The sequence below is a fragment of the Pseudomonas sp. MWU13-2105 genome, assembly GCF_023242315.1.
Taxonomy (GTDB): Bacteria; Pseudomonadota; Gammaproteobacteria; order Pseudomonadales; family Pseudomonadaceae; genus Aquipseudomonas.
In genome coordinates, this window is sequence record NZ_JALLIY010000008.1 from 250,234 (window position 1) to 265,052 (window position 14,819).

General features: G+C 63.9%; 13 protein-coding genes. 9 read left to right on the forward strand and 4 right to left on the reverse strand.

All coding sequences use genetic code 11. The features are described from left to right. Positions 1 to 217 precede the first annotated feature (217 nt). Positions 218 to 1,438, reverse strand: a complete 1,221-nt coding sequence (gene alaC / locus M5B96_RS14125; RefSeq protein WP_248797270.1) for an alanine transaminase — start codon at positions 1,436 to 1,438, stop codon at positions 218 to 220. Positions 1,439 to 1,653: 215 nt separating this feature from the next. On the opposite strand from alaC, the gene M5B96_RS14130 reads away from it, so the two are divergent. The 8 genes from M5B96_RS14130 (at position 1,654) to M5B96_RS14165 (ending at position 11,807) form a co-directional block, all read left to right on the forward strand. After that, the gene (locus M5B96_RS14130; protein ID WP_248797271.1) at positions 1,654 to 2,151 is read left to right on the forward strand and encodes a GyrI-like domain-containing protein; all 498 of its coding nucleotides are present in this window, start codon (positions 1,654 to 1,656) and stop codon (positions 2,149 to 2,151) included. Positions 2,152 to 2,329: 178 nt separating this feature from the next. After that, positions 2,330 to 2,425, forward strand: coding sequence for a potassium-transporting ATPase subunit F (locus M5B96_RS14135; protein ID WP_152741273.1), 96 nt, complete (start codon positions 2,330 to 2,332; stop codon positions 2,423 to 2,425). A gap of 166 nt (positions 2,426 to 2,591) precedes the next feature. Beyond that, positions 2,592 to 4,298 carry a potassium-transporting ATPase subunit KdpA gene (gene kdpA, locus M5B96_RS14140; protein WP_248797272.1) on the forward strand — a complete coding sequence of 569 codons (1,707 nt, stop codon included), beginning with the start codon at positions 2,592 to 2,594 and terminating at the stop codon, positions 4,296 to 4,298. 10 nt (positions 4,299 to 4,308) lie between these two features. Then, entirely contained in the window at positions 4,309 to 4,998 is a 690-nt protein-coding gene (kdpC, locus tag M5B96_RS14145; RefSeq protein WP_248797273.1) for a potassium-transporting ATPase subunit KdpC, read from the forward strand. A 20-nt stretch (positions 4,999 to 5,018) separates the two neighbouring features. Next, positions 5,019 to 7,085: a potassium-transporting ATPase subunit KdpB gene (gene kdpB, locus M5B96_RS14150; RefSeq protein ID WP_248797332.1), complete on the forward strand. Its 2,067-nt coding sequence runs from the start codon at positions 5,019 to 5,021 to the stop codon at positions 7,083 to 7,085. A 151-nt stretch (positions 7,086 to 7,236) separates the two neighbouring features. Beyond that, entirely contained in the window at positions 7,237 to 9,930 is a 2,694-nt protein-coding gene (locus tag M5B96_RS14155; RefSeq protein WP_248797274.1) for a sensor histidine kinase, read from the forward strand. After that, the gene (locus tag M5B96_RS14160; protein ID WP_248797275.1) at positions 9,927 to 10,619 is read left to right on the forward strand and encodes a response regulator; all 693 of its coding nucleotides are present in this window, start codon (positions 9,927 to 9,929) and stop codon (positions 10,617 to 10,619) included. The genes M5B96_RS14155 and M5B96_RS14160 overlap by 4 nt, the downstream gene beginning before the upstream one ends. A 459-nt stretch (positions 10,620 to 11,078) precedes the next feature. Further along, complete coding sequence (locus M5B96_RS14165) at positions 11,079 to 11,807, forward strand: class I SAM-dependent methyltransferase (protein ID WP_248797276.1); 729 nt, start codon at positions 11,079 to 11,081, stop codon at positions 11,805 to 11,807. Positions 11,808 to 11,864: 57 nt separating this feature from the next. Here the strand turns inward: M5B96_RS14165 and M5B96_RS14170 are convergent, their stop codons facing one another. The 3 genes from M5B96_RS14170 to M5B96_RS14180 form a co-directional block, all read right to left on the reverse strand. After that, positions 11,865 to 13,085 (reverse strand): hemolysin, encoded by a 1,221-nt coding sequence (locus M5B96_RS14170; RefSeq protein WP_248797277.1) that lies wholly within the window; start codon positions 13,083 to 13,085, stop codon positions 11,865 to 11,867. A 188-nt stretch (positions 13,086 to 13,273) separates the two neighbouring features. Beyond that, positions 13,274 to 13,747: a GNAT family N-acetyltransferase gene (locus M5B96_RS14175; RefSeq protein WP_248797278.1), complete on the reverse strand. Its 474-nt coding sequence runs from the start codon at positions 13,745 to 13,747 to the stop codon at positions 13,274 to 13,276. A gap of 13 nt (positions 13,748 to 13,760) precedes the next feature. Then, positions 13,761 to 14,246 carry a GNAT family N-acetyltransferase gene (locus M5B96_RS14180; RefSeq protein WP_248797279.1) on the reverse strand — a complete coding sequence of 162 codons (486 nt, stop codon included), beginning with the start codon at positions 14,244 to 14,246 and terminating at the stop codon, positions 13,761 to 13,763. A 200-nt stretch (positions 14,247 to 14,446) separates the two neighbouring features. Here M5B96_RS14180 and M5B96_RS14185 point away from each other — a divergent pair, with 200 nt between their 5' ends. After that, a complete protein-coding gene (locus tag M5B96_RS14185) occupies positions 14,447 to 14,791 on the forward strand; it encodes a YciI family protein (RefSeq protein WP_248797280.1) in 345 nt (114 codons plus the stop codon). The last annotated feature ends 28 nt before the right edge of the window (positions 14,792 to 14,819 follow it).

The following is a 14,819-nucleotide window of genomic DNA, read 5'->3' on the forward strand; positions in this document are numbered from 1 at the left end:
ACGAGTCGGGGCCGATACCTGTGAGGGTGTCGGCCCCGATCACAAGGCGTGTTGAAGTCGAACACGGTTTTGTGGCGAGCGGGCTTGCCCGCGCTCGACTGCGAAGCAGTCGCAAAATCGGTGATCTCGGTCTGTCTGATAAGTCGAGTTCGCCGGTTACAGGGGCGTTTCGCACCCCAGCGCGGGCAAGCCCGCTCGCCACAATGGGTGTTAAGGGTTATTCCGCGGTGGCTTTCTTCAGCAGGCCATCGCTGCGGAACATCCCACGAATCCCGCGTACCGCCTGGCGGATGCGGTCGAGGTTTTCGATCAGGGCGAACCGCACATGGTCGTCGCCGTACTCGCCAAAGCCGACCCCCGGCGAGACGCAGACCTTGGCTTCGGCCAGCAGTTTCTTGGCGAACTCCAGCGAACCCATATGGGCATATTCCTCGGGAATCTTCGCCCAGACATACATCGAGGCCTTGGGGTTCTCGACCATCCAGCCCAGTTCATGCAGGCCCTTGACCAGCACATTGCGCCGTTGACGATACTGCTCGGCGATATCCTTGACGCATTGCTGATCGCCTTCCAGCGCGGCGATGGCCGCCACCTGCAACGGTGTGAAGGTGCCGTAGTCGTGGTAGCTCTTGATCCGCGCCAGGGCGTTGACCAGCTCCGGATTGCCGACCATGAAACCGATGCGCCAGCCGGCCATGTTGTAGCTCTTGGACAGGGTGAAAAACTCCACCGCGATGTCCTTGGCGCCGGGCACCTGCATGATCGACGGGGCTTTCCAGCCGTCGTAGACGATGTCGGCATACGCCAGGTCGTGGATCACCAGCACGTCGTACTGCTTGGCCAGGGCGATCACCCGTTCGAAGAAGTCCAGTTCCACGCACTGCGCGGTGGGGTTCGAGGGGAAACCGAGAATCATCATCTTCGGCTTGGGGATGGAGCCACGGATGGCCCGCTCCAGTTCGGCGAAGAAGTCCACGCCCGGCACCAGCGGCACCGAACGGACCTGGGCGCCGGCGATCACCGCGCCGTAGATATGGATCGGGTAGCTGGGGTTGGGCACCAGCACCGTGTCGCCCTGGTCGAGGGTGGCGAGCATCAGGTGGGCCAGGCCTTCTTTTGAACCGATGGTGACGATGGCTTCGGTTTCCGGGTCGATATCGACCTGGTAGCGATCCTTGTACCAGTGGGAAATCGCCCGGCGCAGCCGTGGGATGCCCTTGGAAGTGGAGTAGCCATGGGTGTCTTCGCGCTGGGCGACGGTGACCAGTTTTTCGACGATATGCGGCGGGGTGGCGCCGTCGGGGTTACCCATGCTCAAGTCGATGATGTCTTCGCCACGACGACGGGCGGCCATCTTCAGCTCGGCAGTGATATTGAATACGTAGGGGGGGAGTCGATCAATGCGCGAAAAACGGCGCGGCGAACCTTGGTCTGCCATATAAACCTCTGACACGTAAGCGCCCGGAACCGTCCGAGCGACGTCGGCCACTGCGGTGGCCTGCGGGGCAGACAATAAGGGCGATGCTGGCGATCTGTCCAGATGGCTGGCGGAAAATATTTTCGCCGGGGGCAAGCGCCGGGTCGCCAGAGCGACACGATAATTTGCTTCTATACTGCCTTTCGGAGTCGTTTCCCATATGGAGTTCTGCACCCATGGACTTAGCACATAACCTTGGCTACACGCAGGCCTTGCCAGCGCCGCGCTTCGAGCACGGCCACTTTCGATTGATCGCCGGCCTGGGCGCCCGCTTTACCGCCGAGACGTCGGGCTCCATCCCGGACCTGTGGGATGCTTTCGTGCCGCACATCGGAAAAGTCCCCGGCCAGGTGGGTGAGGTGACGTACGGTATCTGCTGCCATCCGGATGGCCAGGGCGGCTTCGAGTACATCGCCGGGGTGCAGATCAGCAAGCTCGACGACCTGCCCGAGCTGTACCGCTGGGTGGAACTGCAGGACCAGCAGTATGCGGTGTTTGAACACCAGGGCTCCCTCGACACCCTCAAGCAGACTTTCGAAGCCATCTGGAACCACTGGTTGCCGCAATCCGGTTACCTGGCCGCCGATGCGCCGGAGTTCGAGCGCTACAGCGCCGATTTCAATCCGGAAAAAGGCACCGGCACCGTGGAGATCTGGTTGCCGATCAAGGCCTGATCCCGCGCGCCGCACGCTCCCCTTCGACAGCGGGGGAGCGCTTCTATACGCCATCTTAACGTCCCCCCCGGCAATCAGTGTCCGACCTTAATACCCCCACCCGTACCCTTTGACCTGGCTTGCGGCGCCTTTGCCTGCGCTTGAGCGAGCCGACCGATTTCGCAAGGGGACACCTGTGTTGACACTCAAACTCATCTACCTGCTCAGCGGCCTTGGCGCGGCCGGCCTGTTTGTCTACCTGGGTTACGCGCTGATCCGCGCCGAAGACTTCTGATCCTGCGCACGCCTAGCCGCAGGCGCTTTGTGCGGTCCGCAAGGACCCTATCGAACAAGGAAACCAAGCATGAACGACCTGATTTTCCTGGGTGCGACCCTGGCGTTTTTCGGCGCGACAGCCTTGTTCATTGTCGCCTTGAACAAGATTTGAACGGAGCTTGCACATGTTGACCGTACTGCTGGAATTTGCGCTGGTCCTGGGTCTGATGACCGGGCTCGCCGTCTTGATGGGGCGTTGGCTGAGCCGGGTATTTTCACACCCCGGCCATGCGCTGCCGGAACGCCTGACCTATCGCCTGCTGGGCGTCGATCCACGGGAGACCATGGGCTGGGCCCGCTACGGCTCGGCGCTGCTGTTGTCCAACGGCGCGATGATGCTGCTCGGCTACCTGCTGTTGCGCCTGCAGGGTTCGCTGCCGATCAACCCGCTGGGCCTGGCCGCCCAGACCCCGGACCTGGCGTTCAACACCGCCGCCTCGTTCATCACCAACACCAACTGGCAGGCCTATTCGGGCGAAACCAGCCTGTCCAACTTCAGCCAGATGGCGGTGATCACCTTCCTGATGTTTGTCGGCGCCACTTCCGGCGTGGTCGCCGCCGCCGGTTTTATCCGTGGCCTGAGCCGGGCCAGTGCGACGGATATCGGCAACTACTGGGTGGACTTCACCCGCATCCTCTACCGGGTGATGTTGCCGTTGTGCTTCGGCATGGCGCTGGTCTATGTCTGGCAGGGCATGCCGCAGACCTTTGCCTCCCAGGCCCTGGCGACCACGCTGGAAGGCGCCCGGCAACAACTGATCGTCGGTGCGGTGGCGAGCTTCGAGTCGATCAAGCATATCGGCACCAACGGCGGCGGCTTTTTCAGCATGAACGCCGCGCACCCGTTCGAGAACCCGACGCCGCTGACCAACATCCTGCATATCTTCAGCATGTTGCTGATCCCTTCGGCGCTGACCTACGCCTTCGGCAGCCTCTTGGCCCGGCGGCGCCAGGGCTGGGTGTTCTTCGGCACCTTCCTGGTGATGTTCATCGGCTTTCTCGCGGTGGTCTATTTTGCCGAGCAGGGTGGCAATCCGCTGCTGACCCAACTGGGCGTCGACCAACTGCTGTCGGCGACCCAGAGCGGCGGCAACATGGAAGGCAAGGAGCTGCGTTTCGGCATCGCCGATACCAGCCTGTTCATTGCCACCACCACCGGCGCCACCACCGGCTCGGTCAACGCCATGCATGACTCGCTGATGCCCATGGGCGGCTTCGTGCCCATGGCGCAGATGATGCTCAACTGCGTGTTCGGCGGCGACGGCGTGGGCTTTATCAACCTGATCCAGTACGCCCTGCTGACGGTGTTCCTGGTGGGCATGATGATCGGTCGCACCCCGGAGTTCCTCGGCAAGCGCATCGAAGCCCGGGAGATGAAACTGGTCATGCTCTCGGTGCTCGCGCATCCGATCTGCATCCTCGGGTTCACCGCCCTGGCCGCGCTCTGGCCTTCGACCCTGGACAGCCTGAACAACGTCGGGCCCCACGGTTTCAGCGAGGTGCTCTACGCCTACACCTCCGGCACCGCGAACAACGGTTCGGCGTTCGCCGGGCTGAACGCCAACACGCCGTTCTTCAACACCACCATCGGCCTGGCGATGTTGCTGGGGCGTTTCTTCACCCTGCTGCCGATGCTTGCCGTGGCCGGCTCCCTGGCCTTTAAAAAGACCACCCCGGCCGGTGCCGGGACCATTCCCACCGCCACGCCGCTGTTCATGTTCCTGGTGGTGTTCGTGGTGCTGGTGGTCGGTGGTTTGACCTTCCTGCCGGCGCTCGCGCTGGGGCCTGTGGTCGAGCAACTGCAACTGCTTTCCGGCCAGACCTACAAGTGAGGATGATTGCATGACTACGCGTATTTCCACGCCGCCGCAGGCGGTGACCCAAGGGCTGTTCCGTGGCCTGTGGCGCCCGGTGTTGCTGTCCTCGGTGTTTTTCATGTTGTTGACCGGCCTGGCCTATCCGGCACTGACCACGTTGACGGCCAACCTGCTGTTTCCGTTCCAGGCCCAGGGCAGCCTGCTGGAGCGTGACGGCCAGGTGATCGGCTCGGCGCTGATCGGCCAGGCGTTCAGCCGCCCGGAGTATTTCCAGGCCCGCCCCAGCGTGACCCAGAGCGTCGATCCGAACGACGCCAGCAAGACCGTCACCACGCCGTACAATGCCGGCCTCAGCGGGGCCAGCAACCTGGGCCCGACCAGTCAACGTCAACTCGACGCGGTCAGGGAACGGGCCGTGACCTATCGCGCTTCGAACGGCCTGGACCCGCAAGCGCCAGTGCCGGTCGACGCGGTGACGGCCTCGGCGTCCGGCTTGGACCCGCACATTTCAGTGGCCAACGCGCTGATCCAGGCGCGGCGCGTCGCACCGCTGCGGCAACTGTCCGAAGACGCCCTGCTGCGCTTGGTCCGGGCCTCGACCGAGGCACGCACCTTCGGCCTGCTCGGCGAGCCACGGGTCAATGTGCTGCAACTCAACCTGGCGCTGGATGCCCTGGCGACACCCGGCCAGCGCCCTGTCGCCGTCACTGAGTAAGAGAATCGATCATGAGTGACATGAAAGCCCGTTTGCCGTTGTTCGACCGCGAGCTGTTGCTGGCGGCCGGTGTGGATGCCTTCAGGAAACTGCTGCCCCAGGCCCAGTGGAAAAACCCGGTGATGTTCGTGGTGTACCTGGGCAGCCTGCTCACCACCTTGTTGTGGTTGCAATCCTGGGGCGGCCAGGGCGAGGCTCCCAGTGGTTTTATCCTGAGCATCTGCCTGTGGCTGTGGTTCACCGTGCTGTTCGCCAACTTCGCCGAGGCCCTCGCTGAAGGCCGTAGCCGGGCGCAGGCGGCGAGCCTGCGCGGGATGAAGCGCCAGACCCTGGCCAAGGTCCTGCAAAAGCCGCGTTATGGCGCGCAATGGTTGCCGATGGCGGCCAGCGAGTTGCGCAAGGACGCCGTGGTGCTGATCGAGGCCGGCGATCTGGTGCCCCTCGATGGCATCGTCATCGAGGGCGTGGCGTCGGTGGATGAAAGCGCGATCACTGGCGAGTCGGCACCGGTGATCCGTGAGGCCGGCGGTGATTTCTCCTCGGTGACCGGCGGTACCCGGGTCCTTTCCGACTGGTTGGTGGTGCGCATCAGCGTCAATCCCGGTGAGTCCTTTCTTGACCGGATGATCTCCATGGTCGAATCGGCCAAGCGCCAGAAGACCCCCAATGAAGTAGCCCTGACCATTCTGCTGGTGGGGCTGACGGCCTTGTTCCTGCTGGTAATCGTCACCCTCAGCCCGTATTCGATCTTTGCCGTGGTCATGAGCGGCAGCGGCAGTGTGGTCAGCGCGACGGTATTGGTGGCCTTGCTGGTGTGCCTGATTCCCACCACCATCGGCGGTCTGCTCTCGGCCATCGGCGTGGCGGGCATGAGCCGGATGATGGCGGCCAATGTGATCGCCACCTCCGGACGCGCGGTGGAAGCGGCCGGTGACGTCGACGTGTTGTTGCTGGACAAGACCGGCACCATCACCCTGGGTAATCGCCAGGCCAGCGCCTTCCTGCCGGCGCCGGGCATGCAAGAGCGTGAACTGGCCGAGGCGGCGCAACTGGCCTCCCTGGCCGACGAAACGCCGGAAGGGCGCAGCATCGTGCTGTTGGCACGACACAAGTTCGAGCTCAACGAGCCGGACGTGGAGAGCCTGAATGCCAGCTTCGTCGAGTTCACCGCCCAGACCCGCATGAGCGGCGTCGACCTGGCGGATGGGCGGATGATCCGCAAAGGCGCGGCCGATGCGATTCGCCGGCATATCGAGGCGCTGGGCGGCGGTTTCCCCGCGGCCCTGCAAACACGGGTGGACGAAGTCTCGCGGCGCGGCAGCACGCCGCTGGTGGTGGCCGAGGGGGCGCGCGCCCTCGGGGTGATCGAGCTCAAGGACGTGGTCAAGAGCGGGATCAAGGAACGCTTCGGCGAGTTGCGCCGGATGGGCATCAAGACCGTGATGATCACCGGCGACAATCCACTGACCGCCGCGGCCATTGCCGTGGAAGCCGGGGTCGATGACTACCTGGCCGAGGCCCGGCCGGAAGACAAGCTGCAACTGATCCGCGACTACCAGGCCCAGGGCAAGCTGGTGGCAATGACCGGCGACGGCACCAACGACGCGCCGGCGCTGGCCCAGGCCGATGTCGCGGTGGCGATGAACAGCGGGACCCAGGCGGCCAAGGAAGCCGGGAACATGGTCGACCTGGACAGCAATCCGACCAAGCTGATCGAAGTGGTCGAGGTCGGCAAGCAGATGCTGATGACCCGTGGTGCGCTGACCACTTTCAGCGTGGCCAACGATGTGGCGAAGTATTTTGCTATTGTGCCGGCGGCGTTCGTGGCGACTTACCCACAGCTCGGCGCCTTGAACGTGATGCACTTGGGCAGTCCGAACTCGGCGATCCTCAGCGCGGTGATCTTCAATGCCCTGATCATCGTGTTCCTGATCCCGCTGGCGCTCAAGGGCGTGGCCTACCGGGCCATCGGCGCGGCGGCGCTGCTCAATCGCAACCTGCTGATCTATGGACTGGGCGGGGTGCTGGTGCCGTTTGCCGGGATCAAGCTGATCGATATGCTGCTGGTCGGCCTGGGCGTGGTCTAGGCAGCGGATCAGATCCTGTAGGCGCCGGCTTGTCGGAACGCCGCACCGCGGCGATGGCGTCCGGAGGGGCGCCGCAAGGCTCACGGGCCTCTTCGCCGGCAAGCCGGCTCCCACAAAGGGCGCCGGGCTGCTGGTCTGCACAAGGAATGACATGGATTTGAATGACGCCTCCCGCAACGGCCGCGACGGTCGACCCGATCCGGATGCGCTGCTGGAGCAACTGCAAGCAGACGAGAAGGCCGCCCAGCGCGGCCGTTTGCGTATCTATTTCGGCTCGAACGCCGGGGTCGGGAAAACCTGCGCCATGCTCCAGGCCGCGCACCGTGAGCGGGCCTTGGGCCGCGATCTGGTCGCCGGGCTGATCGAAACCCACGGACGCGCTGACACCGCTGCCTTGCTCGCCGGCCTGGAGCAACTGCCGCGCCATCGCCTGGCCCATGGCGACAACACGCTGCCGGAGTTCGATCTCGATGCGGCCCTGGCCCGTCGTCCGACGGTGTTGCTGGTGGACGAACTGGCCCACAGCAATGTCCCCGGCTCACGCCACCCCAAGCGCTGGCAGGATATCGAAGAGCTACTGCGGGCCGGGATCGAAGTCTGGACCAGCCTGAACGTGCAGCACCTGGAAAGCCTCAACGACCTGGTCAGTGGCATCATCGGCACCCGCGTGCGGGAAACCGTGCCCGATCATGTGTTCGACAGTGCCCATGAGGTAGTGCTGGTCGACCTGGCCCCCGACGAGCTGTTGCAGCGTCTCAAGGACGGCAAGGTCTACCAGGGCCCGCAGGCCGACCGGGCGTCCCGGCACTTCTTTCGCAAAGGCAACCTGCTGGCGCTGCGCGAACTGGCCCTGCGCCGCACCGCCGACCGGGTCGATGCGCAAATGCGCGTCTATCGCCGCGAGCGCGCCATCGACACCTTGTGGGCCGCCCGCGAGCGCTTGCTGGTGGGGATTGCCGGGGAGGCCTCGGATGAACGCCTGGTGCGCGAAGCCGCGCGCCTGGCGCAGAAGCTCGAAGCCGACTGGATCGTGGTGCATGTCGAGTCGGCCTCGACCGCAGGCATGGCCCTCAGGCGCCGTGCGGCGGCGGTGAAGACCCTGGCCCTGGCCGCCGAGTTCGGTGCCGACACCGCGATCCTGGCGGGTATCGATGTCGCCGAAACCCTGGTGGCCTGTGCCCGCGAACGCAACGCCAACCGCCTGTTGCTCGGCCACCGGCCCCGCCGGGTCTGGCAGTTCTGGCACCAGACGGTCAGCGACCGGATCAGCCGCCATCACCCGCAGATCGACCAGATCGTCATCGCCCATGGCGAGCTGCCGCGCACGGCGGCGCCCCGCCCGGAAGCGGAGCCGCGGCTGGCGCCGGGCAGGGGCCTGGCTTACCTGTGGGCGACCCTGGCCTGTTTCGCCGCCACTGCGGTAGCGGCGTTGTTGCTGCAAGTCTTCGACCCGGCCAACGTAGTCATGTTGTTCCTGTTGACCGTGGTGCTGGTGGCGCTACGCCTGGGACGCGGGCCGGGTGTCTGGGCGGCGATGCTGGCGGTGTTGTGCTTCGATTTTTTCTTCGTCCAGCCGGTGTTGTCATTCACCGTCAACGACACCCAGTATTTCTTCACCTTCGCCTTGATGCTGGGCATTGCCCTGATCACCGGGCAACTGACCGCGCGTCTGCGCCATGAGGCACGTACGGCTGCGGCCCGGGAGCGCCGGGCGACCTCGCTGGCGCTGTTGGCCCGCGACCTGTCCGCGGCCCTGACCGTCGAACAGCTCGGCGCGGTGGCGCTGCGCACCTTCAGCGGGGTGTTCGAGGCCCGGGTCGGCCTGGCATTGCCGGATGCCGCCGACCGGGTCAGCAGCATGGCCGGGAGTGTCTTCCCGGTGGATGAAAGCATCGCCCAGTGGACCTACGAACACGGACGCCCGGCCGGGCAGGGCAGTGACACCCTGGCTGCCGCCCCCGGTTGCTACTTTGCCCTCAAGGCGCCGATGCGTGTGCGCGGTGTGCTGGTTCTCGACCTGAGTGATTCCGAGCGCCTGAAGGACCCTGATGAACAGCGCTTGCTGGAAGCCTGCATGAGCCAGTTGGCGATTGCCCTGGAGCGGGTGCATTTCGTCGAAGTGGCGCAAAGTACCCTGGTGCAGATGGAAGGCGAGCGGATGCGCAATACCTTGCTCGCGGCCATTTCCCATGACCTGCGCACGCCCTTGACCAGCATAATCGGCGCCGCCGATGCGGCGGTACCCCATGTGCGCGACGAGTTGCTCGGCGGGCTGTTGAGCGGGATTCACGATCAGGCCTGCGCCATGCAACGGCTGATCGAAAACCTGCTGGACATGGCGCGCCTGCAGGAACACGGCGTGCGCCTCAATCGCCAGTGGCATTCGCTGGAAGAGGTGGTCGGCAGCGCCTTGCGCCAACTGCGCGAACCCCTGGCCCGACACCCGGTGCGGGCGCTGTTGCCGGCGGACCTGCCGCTGGTGGAGATCGATGCGCTACTGATCGAGCGAGTGCTGGTCAACCTGTTGGACAACGCGGCGAAGTACACCCCGGCGGATACGCCGATCGAGATCACGGCGCGCCAGGTCGATCAGCAGATTGTCCTGGAGGTCGCCGACAGTGGCCCGGGCTGCCCGTCCGGTATCGCCCCGGAGCAACTCTTCGAAGCCTTCAGCCGTGGCCAGCAGGAATCGGCGGTGTCCGGTATCGGCCTGGGACTGGCCCTGGTCCGGCGGATCGTCGAAGCCCACGGCGGGCGGGTTGTCGCCCGGCCGCAGGCCGCGGGCGGCCTCTGTTTTGTTATCAGCTTAGCGGCGGGTCAACCGCCGTCCATGGAAACCTTATGACCAGCACCCGAATCCTGATTGTCGAGGATGAAGCCAATATCCGCCGTTTCATCGGTATCGCCTTGCAGGACGAAGGCTTCCAGGTCTTCGAGGCCGATAGCAGCAAGCGTGCCTTGATCGACGCGGCGAGCCGTCAGCCAGACCTGGTGATCGTCGACCTGGGCCTGCCCGACGGTGACGGCAAGGACCTGATCAGCGAACTGCGTGGCTGGATGAGCGTGCCGATCCTGGTGTTGTCGGCTCGCGATCGTGAAGACGAAAAGGTCGCCGCGCTGGATGCCGGGGCCGATGACTATCTGGTCAAGCCGTTCGGCGTTCCCGAGCTGCTTGCGCGTATTCGCGCGCAACTGCGCCGGCAGTCGCAAAGCGGTACGGCGGCGGTGAGCAGCAAGGTGCGCTTCGGTGAGGTCGAGGTCGACCTGGCGACCCATGAGGTGCGGCGTGGCAGCGCGGGGGTGCATTTGACACCGATCGAGTTCCGCCTGTTGAGCGCGTTGATCCGCGGCCAGGGCCGGGTGCTGACGCACCGGCAGTTGCTGCTGGACGTCTGGGGGCTGGACTATGCCGATCGCGCCCATTACCTGCGGGTGCATATGGCGCACCTGCGGCAAAAACTCGAAGCCGACCCGGCGCAGCCGCAGCACCTGATCACCGAACTGCAGGTGGGCTATCGTCTGGTCGGCCTGTGACGGCTTATTTGTTCTCCCGTTGCGTCTTGGCGGCACGCCAGAAGTCGAGGTAGAGGGTGATCACACCGAACGCGCTGATGCCCAACAGCATAAGCAGGCCGATCTGGATATGGGTCATGACAGGTCTCCGGAAAACACCGCATCAGGCGGCGACCTGCAGAGAAATAGTCGAAATTCCGGGCAAATGACATCGACTATATAAAAGCTTTACGGGGTGTCCGCGCAACAATATGGGGTGGATACGCGGCGGACTTCAATGGCCTCGCCGATGCCGTTCACCGCGGCGTCAGGTCATTGTCGATGTGCGCCCGGAGAGGCAGGTTTTGCCTGCAAGGCTCATGGCGTCAGCGCTGTTTTTTCTTATTCCTGCAAGGAATGTATTGTATTAAAAACATGAATTTTCTTTATTTTTGCAGGGCGACTACCTTGGGCTGAAATCCCGGCCAAGAGAGAACGCCCATGTCGTCCGAACACCCGGATTCTGCTCGAAAGTTCGATGTTTCCCGGGCCGGCGAATACGCCGAGCAAAGCCGTATCGCCCTGGCCGGTTATGACGCCTGCCACGAGTTGGTCGCCTGCATGCTGGCGGCCAGCCTGGGCAGTGGACGCGAGGCGAGGATTCTGGTGGTGGGTGCTGGCGGTACCGCCCAGGAAATCCTCACGGCGGCGGCGCTTGAGCCGCTTTGGCGGTTTACCGCGGTCGACCCCTCGGCCCCGATGCTCGAGTTGGCGCGGGCCAGTCTGCAGGCCCGGGGGCTGCTGTCACGCACACGGGTATTCCTTGGCACGGTCGAGGAACTCACGGATGAGCTGCCCTATGATGCCGCGACCCTGATCGGAGTGTTGCATCACTTGCCTGGCGATCAGGCCAAGCAGGAGATCCTCGCGGCGATTGCCGCCCGGCTCAAACCGGGGGCTCCGTTGATTGTTGCTGGCAACCATCAGGCCTATGCCAGCCAGCCGTTATTGTTAGCGGCCTGGGGGGAGCGCTGGCGCCAGCAGGGAGCGAGCGCCGACGCCGTGCGCGTCAAGCTCGGCAAGATTCTCCAGGGTGCCGACCCGCCGCACTCGGAGGCGGCGGTTCAGCGGTTACTCGAACAGGCCGGGTTCGGCACCGCGACGCGGTTCTTTTCCAGTCTGTTCTGGGGTGCCTGGGTGGCATCGAGAGAAGCCAGGCCGCCGGCCTGATGCTTGCCTCGTCCGCTGCGGGAGCCGCTGCTCGACGCTCCCGCAGGAGCGCTGTTCTCAGTCGCCGTGGCAGCGGACTACCGCCGAATGCGTGGCGTAGCGTCCGGAGATGAGGATCTTTCCATCAGGTTGCAGTTCGAGGTTGGAGAGGTAGCTGGTGGTATTGACGATGTTGATCACGCGGCTGATGCCGTTGTCGCCAAAGTCAGGGTCCAGTTCACCGTTGCTCAGGTGGCGCATCAACCAGCAGCGGCTGCCGCTGTTGATATGACCGGCGCTGACGATTTTCCCGTCCTCCTGCACCGCGAGGGCAAAGGCGATATCCAGTTCCGGCAGCTCCCAGGGCACCCCGGCGTTGAAGCTGGCGTCCAGCTTGCCGTCGGTGCTGACGCGGGTGAGCAGGGCGATGTTATGGGAGAGATCCGCGGAGCCGCTGACGACGATCTTCTGGTCGGGTTGCACGGCGATATCGAAAAACGCGGCGCTGCCGTCGCGGGCCGGCTCCAGCTCCAGATAGCCCGCGTTACCGAAGGCCTTGTCCGGCAGGCCGGTGCTCCCGTAGCGCATCAGCATGGCCTTGCGACCCCGTCGGCCGGCCACGATCAGCTTGCCATCGGCCTGGACGTGAACCGCCTCGAAGGCGATGTTCGGTTCCGGTGCCGTGACCACGCCGCAGGTGCCGAATCGCGGGTCGAAACTGCCGTTGCGGTCGAGGCGCACGATGACATCGCGTTGCGGCTCGCCCACGGCGCTGTTCCTGAGGGCCAGGACGATAAAACCGTCCTCGGGTTGCAGGGCGAGCCGGCGACCATAGCCGACCCAGGGCGCCGTGTAAGGCAGGGTGACCTGGCCGTTATCGCCGAAGTCGGGGTCCGGGGCACCGGTTTCAGTCAGGCGGGCACAAAAGGCCTGTTCGCCGGAGCGGAAGTGGCCCAGCAGGAGAAACGTGTCGTCTTCGTCGACGACGGCCTTGATCAGCCTCCGGCTGGAACTTCCGAACGGTTGGGCGTGGTCTCGATCATAAAAGCCGTCTTCGCTGAAGTTGGCCAGGGTGATACTTTCCTGCTGGTCTTCATGCACGCCGATAAACCGATGACGACCATCGGGCCATAATAGCGAGGGGCCGACAAAGCCAGGACCTCGCTCTGAGAAAATAACCAGGCCATCGCGGTATTCGCCAAATTCCAGGTCCCGTCTTCCGGCACTCCCGGACAGTTCGATGGCGGCGCTGGGCAAGGTTTTTGGCGCGCTGTTTGAAGTTCGGCTTTGTGTATCCATGGGGATTGAGTCCTTTCAGTTTATTAAATGGCTACCTGGATTGAATGACGGCTTATCAAGTAGCGACGCGCCAGCTTCCTGGTGAAGTGGCGACGTGATCGATTTAATAACTGGAAGGTGAGTTTGCCCAGCGATCAAGTTTTACTGTAAATGACCGACTGATCTCATACTTATGGCCAGGCGGAATTTTAAAGTATCAGGGCCAAGCGCCGTTCGCCGCGATAGGCTTCGCCGGTATCGACCCAACCCTGTTTCAAGTAAAGGCTCATCGCCGCCTGGTTATCGGTTCCTACTGACAAGAGTAACTCACGCACCTGCGGCCAGGCCCGGCGTGCCGCTTCGGGCAGGGCTTGCAGGCAGGCCGCGCCGAAACCTCGGCCCTGGGCATGTTTATCGACCTGCAGGGCATGCAGGGTGGCGCTGCCCGCGGCGGCCCAGTGCGGGACGAAAGGATGGCGCTTGAGCAACAGGAAGGCCACTGGCATCTCGTCGGCGAGCAGGACGAAACCGAGCACGCCGTCCTGGGGTTCGCCGGGCAGGAAGTGCAGCGCCGCCTGGATATCGCCGCAAAATCGCAGCTGTTCAGGGTGCACCTCAAGGTTCACCAGCTGTGCCTGCTGAACAGCACTCAGATCGTCGTAGCGGGCCAGTCGGGCATTCATGGCGACCTCCGTCTCAGAGTGGCAAGGTCAGCCTGCGCTCTTCACCGACCCGGCCGTGAAAGGTCTCGCCGCTGTCGACAAAACCCTGTTTCAGGTAAAGCCCACGGGCGGTGTCATTGTCCGCGTCGACCATCAGCATCAACTGGTGGGTGCCCGGCCAGGTCGCGCGGGCGGCGGCCGGCAGGGCCTGCATGCAGGCGCGTCCGAGGCCTTGGCCCTGGTAGCTTTTATCCACTTGCAGGCCATGCAGGGTGCATACGTTGCCGGTGGCCCAGGCCGGTGATGCCGGTGGCCGCTTGAGCAACAGGAAACCCACCGGTCGCTCATCGACCAGCAGTACAAAACCCCTGACGTCATTGCCCGGGTGGGCATGCAGTACCGACAGGCCATGGCTGATATCGCTGGAAAACTCCTTCTGTGCCGCATCGACCTGGATCAATGCCAACTGCTCGCGTTGGGCGGGAGTCAACGTGTTGTAGTCGACAAGGGACGTTCTCACGGCGGTATGTCCTATTTCCGACAGTATGGGGGCGGATTCTATCGGCTTTAGCGGCTTCGATATTATTTTTCCAGCAACTTTTTACGCCTGTCGATTTCGCTCGCTTCCAGACGACTATTCGTACCTCTGCTGATCGTCGGCGGCCTTCGCCAAAGCGCGAAACAGCAGCCATAGTTGTTCGACCGCCCTGGAGACATTCCATGAAATATCTGTGCCTGATCTACAGTAATGAGGAGCTGTTGCATTCCCATCCCGAGAGTCCCCAGGACCCCGAGTGCCTGGCCTACGCCGAGTCGATCCGGGCCAGTGGTCGAATGCTCGCGGCCGAGCCGCTGGAGCCGGTGAGCACCGCCACCACGGTACGCATGCGCGGTGGCAAGCTGTCGATCGTCGACGGGCCATTTGCCGAAACCAAGGAACAACTGGCCGGGTTCTATCTGCTGGAGGCCCGCGACCTGAACGAAGCCTTGCAGATCGCCGGGCATATCCCCGCCGCGCGAGTGGGCAGCGTGGAAGTACGACCGGTGCGGGAATTGAATCTCTGAGGGGGTCGACAGCTTTCAAACGGCAATC

What these genes read in the sequence shown, in the direction of transcription:
- alaC (WP_248797270.1), bottom strand. Translation starts at nt 1,438, where the DNA reads ATGGCAGACCAAGGTTCGCCGCGCCGTTTTTCGCGCATTGATCGACTC.
- M5B96_RS14130 (WP_248797271.1), top strand. Translation starts at nt 1,654, where the DNA reads ATGGACTTAGCACATAACCTTGGCTACACGCAGGCCTTGCCAGCGCCG.
- kdpA (WP_248797272.1), top strand. Translation starts at nt 2,592, where the DNA reads ATGTTGACCGTACTGCTGGAATTTGCGCTGGTCCTGGGTCTGATGACC.
- kdpC (WP_248797273.1), top strand. Translation starts at nt 4,309, where the DNA reads ATGACTACGCGTATTTCCACGCCGCCGCAGGCGGTGACCCAAGGGCTG.
- kdpB (WP_248797332.1), top strand. Translation starts at nt 5,019, where the DNA reads ATGAAAGCCCGTTTGCCGTTGTTCGACCGCGAGCTGTTGCTGGCGGCC.
- M5B96_RS14155 (WP_248797274.1), top strand. Translation starts at nt 7,237, where the DNA reads ATGGATTTGAATGACGCCTCCCGCAACGGCCGCGACGGTCGACCCGAT.
- M5B96_RS14160 (WP_248797275.1), top strand. Translation starts at nt 9,927, where the DNA reads ATGACCAGCACCCGAATCCTGATTGTCGAGGATGAAGCCAATATCCGC.
- M5B96_RS14165 (WP_248797276.1), top strand. Translation starts at nt 11,079, where the DNA reads ATGTCGTCCGAACACCCGGATTCTGCTCGAAAGTTCGATGTTTCCCGG.
- M5B96_RS14170 (WP_248797277.1), bottom strand. Translation starts at nt 13,085, where the DNA reads ATGGATACACAAAGCCGAACTTCAAACAGCGCGCCAAAAACCTTGCCC.
- M5B96_RS14175 (WP_248797278.1), bottom strand. Translation starts at nt 13,747, where the DNA reads ATGAATGCCCGACTGGCCCGCTACGACGATCTGAGTGCTGTTCAGCAG.
- M5B96_RS14185 (WP_248797280.1), top strand. Translation starts at nt 14,447, where the DNA reads ATGAAATATCTGTGCCTGATCTACAGTAATGAGGAGCTGTTGCATTCC.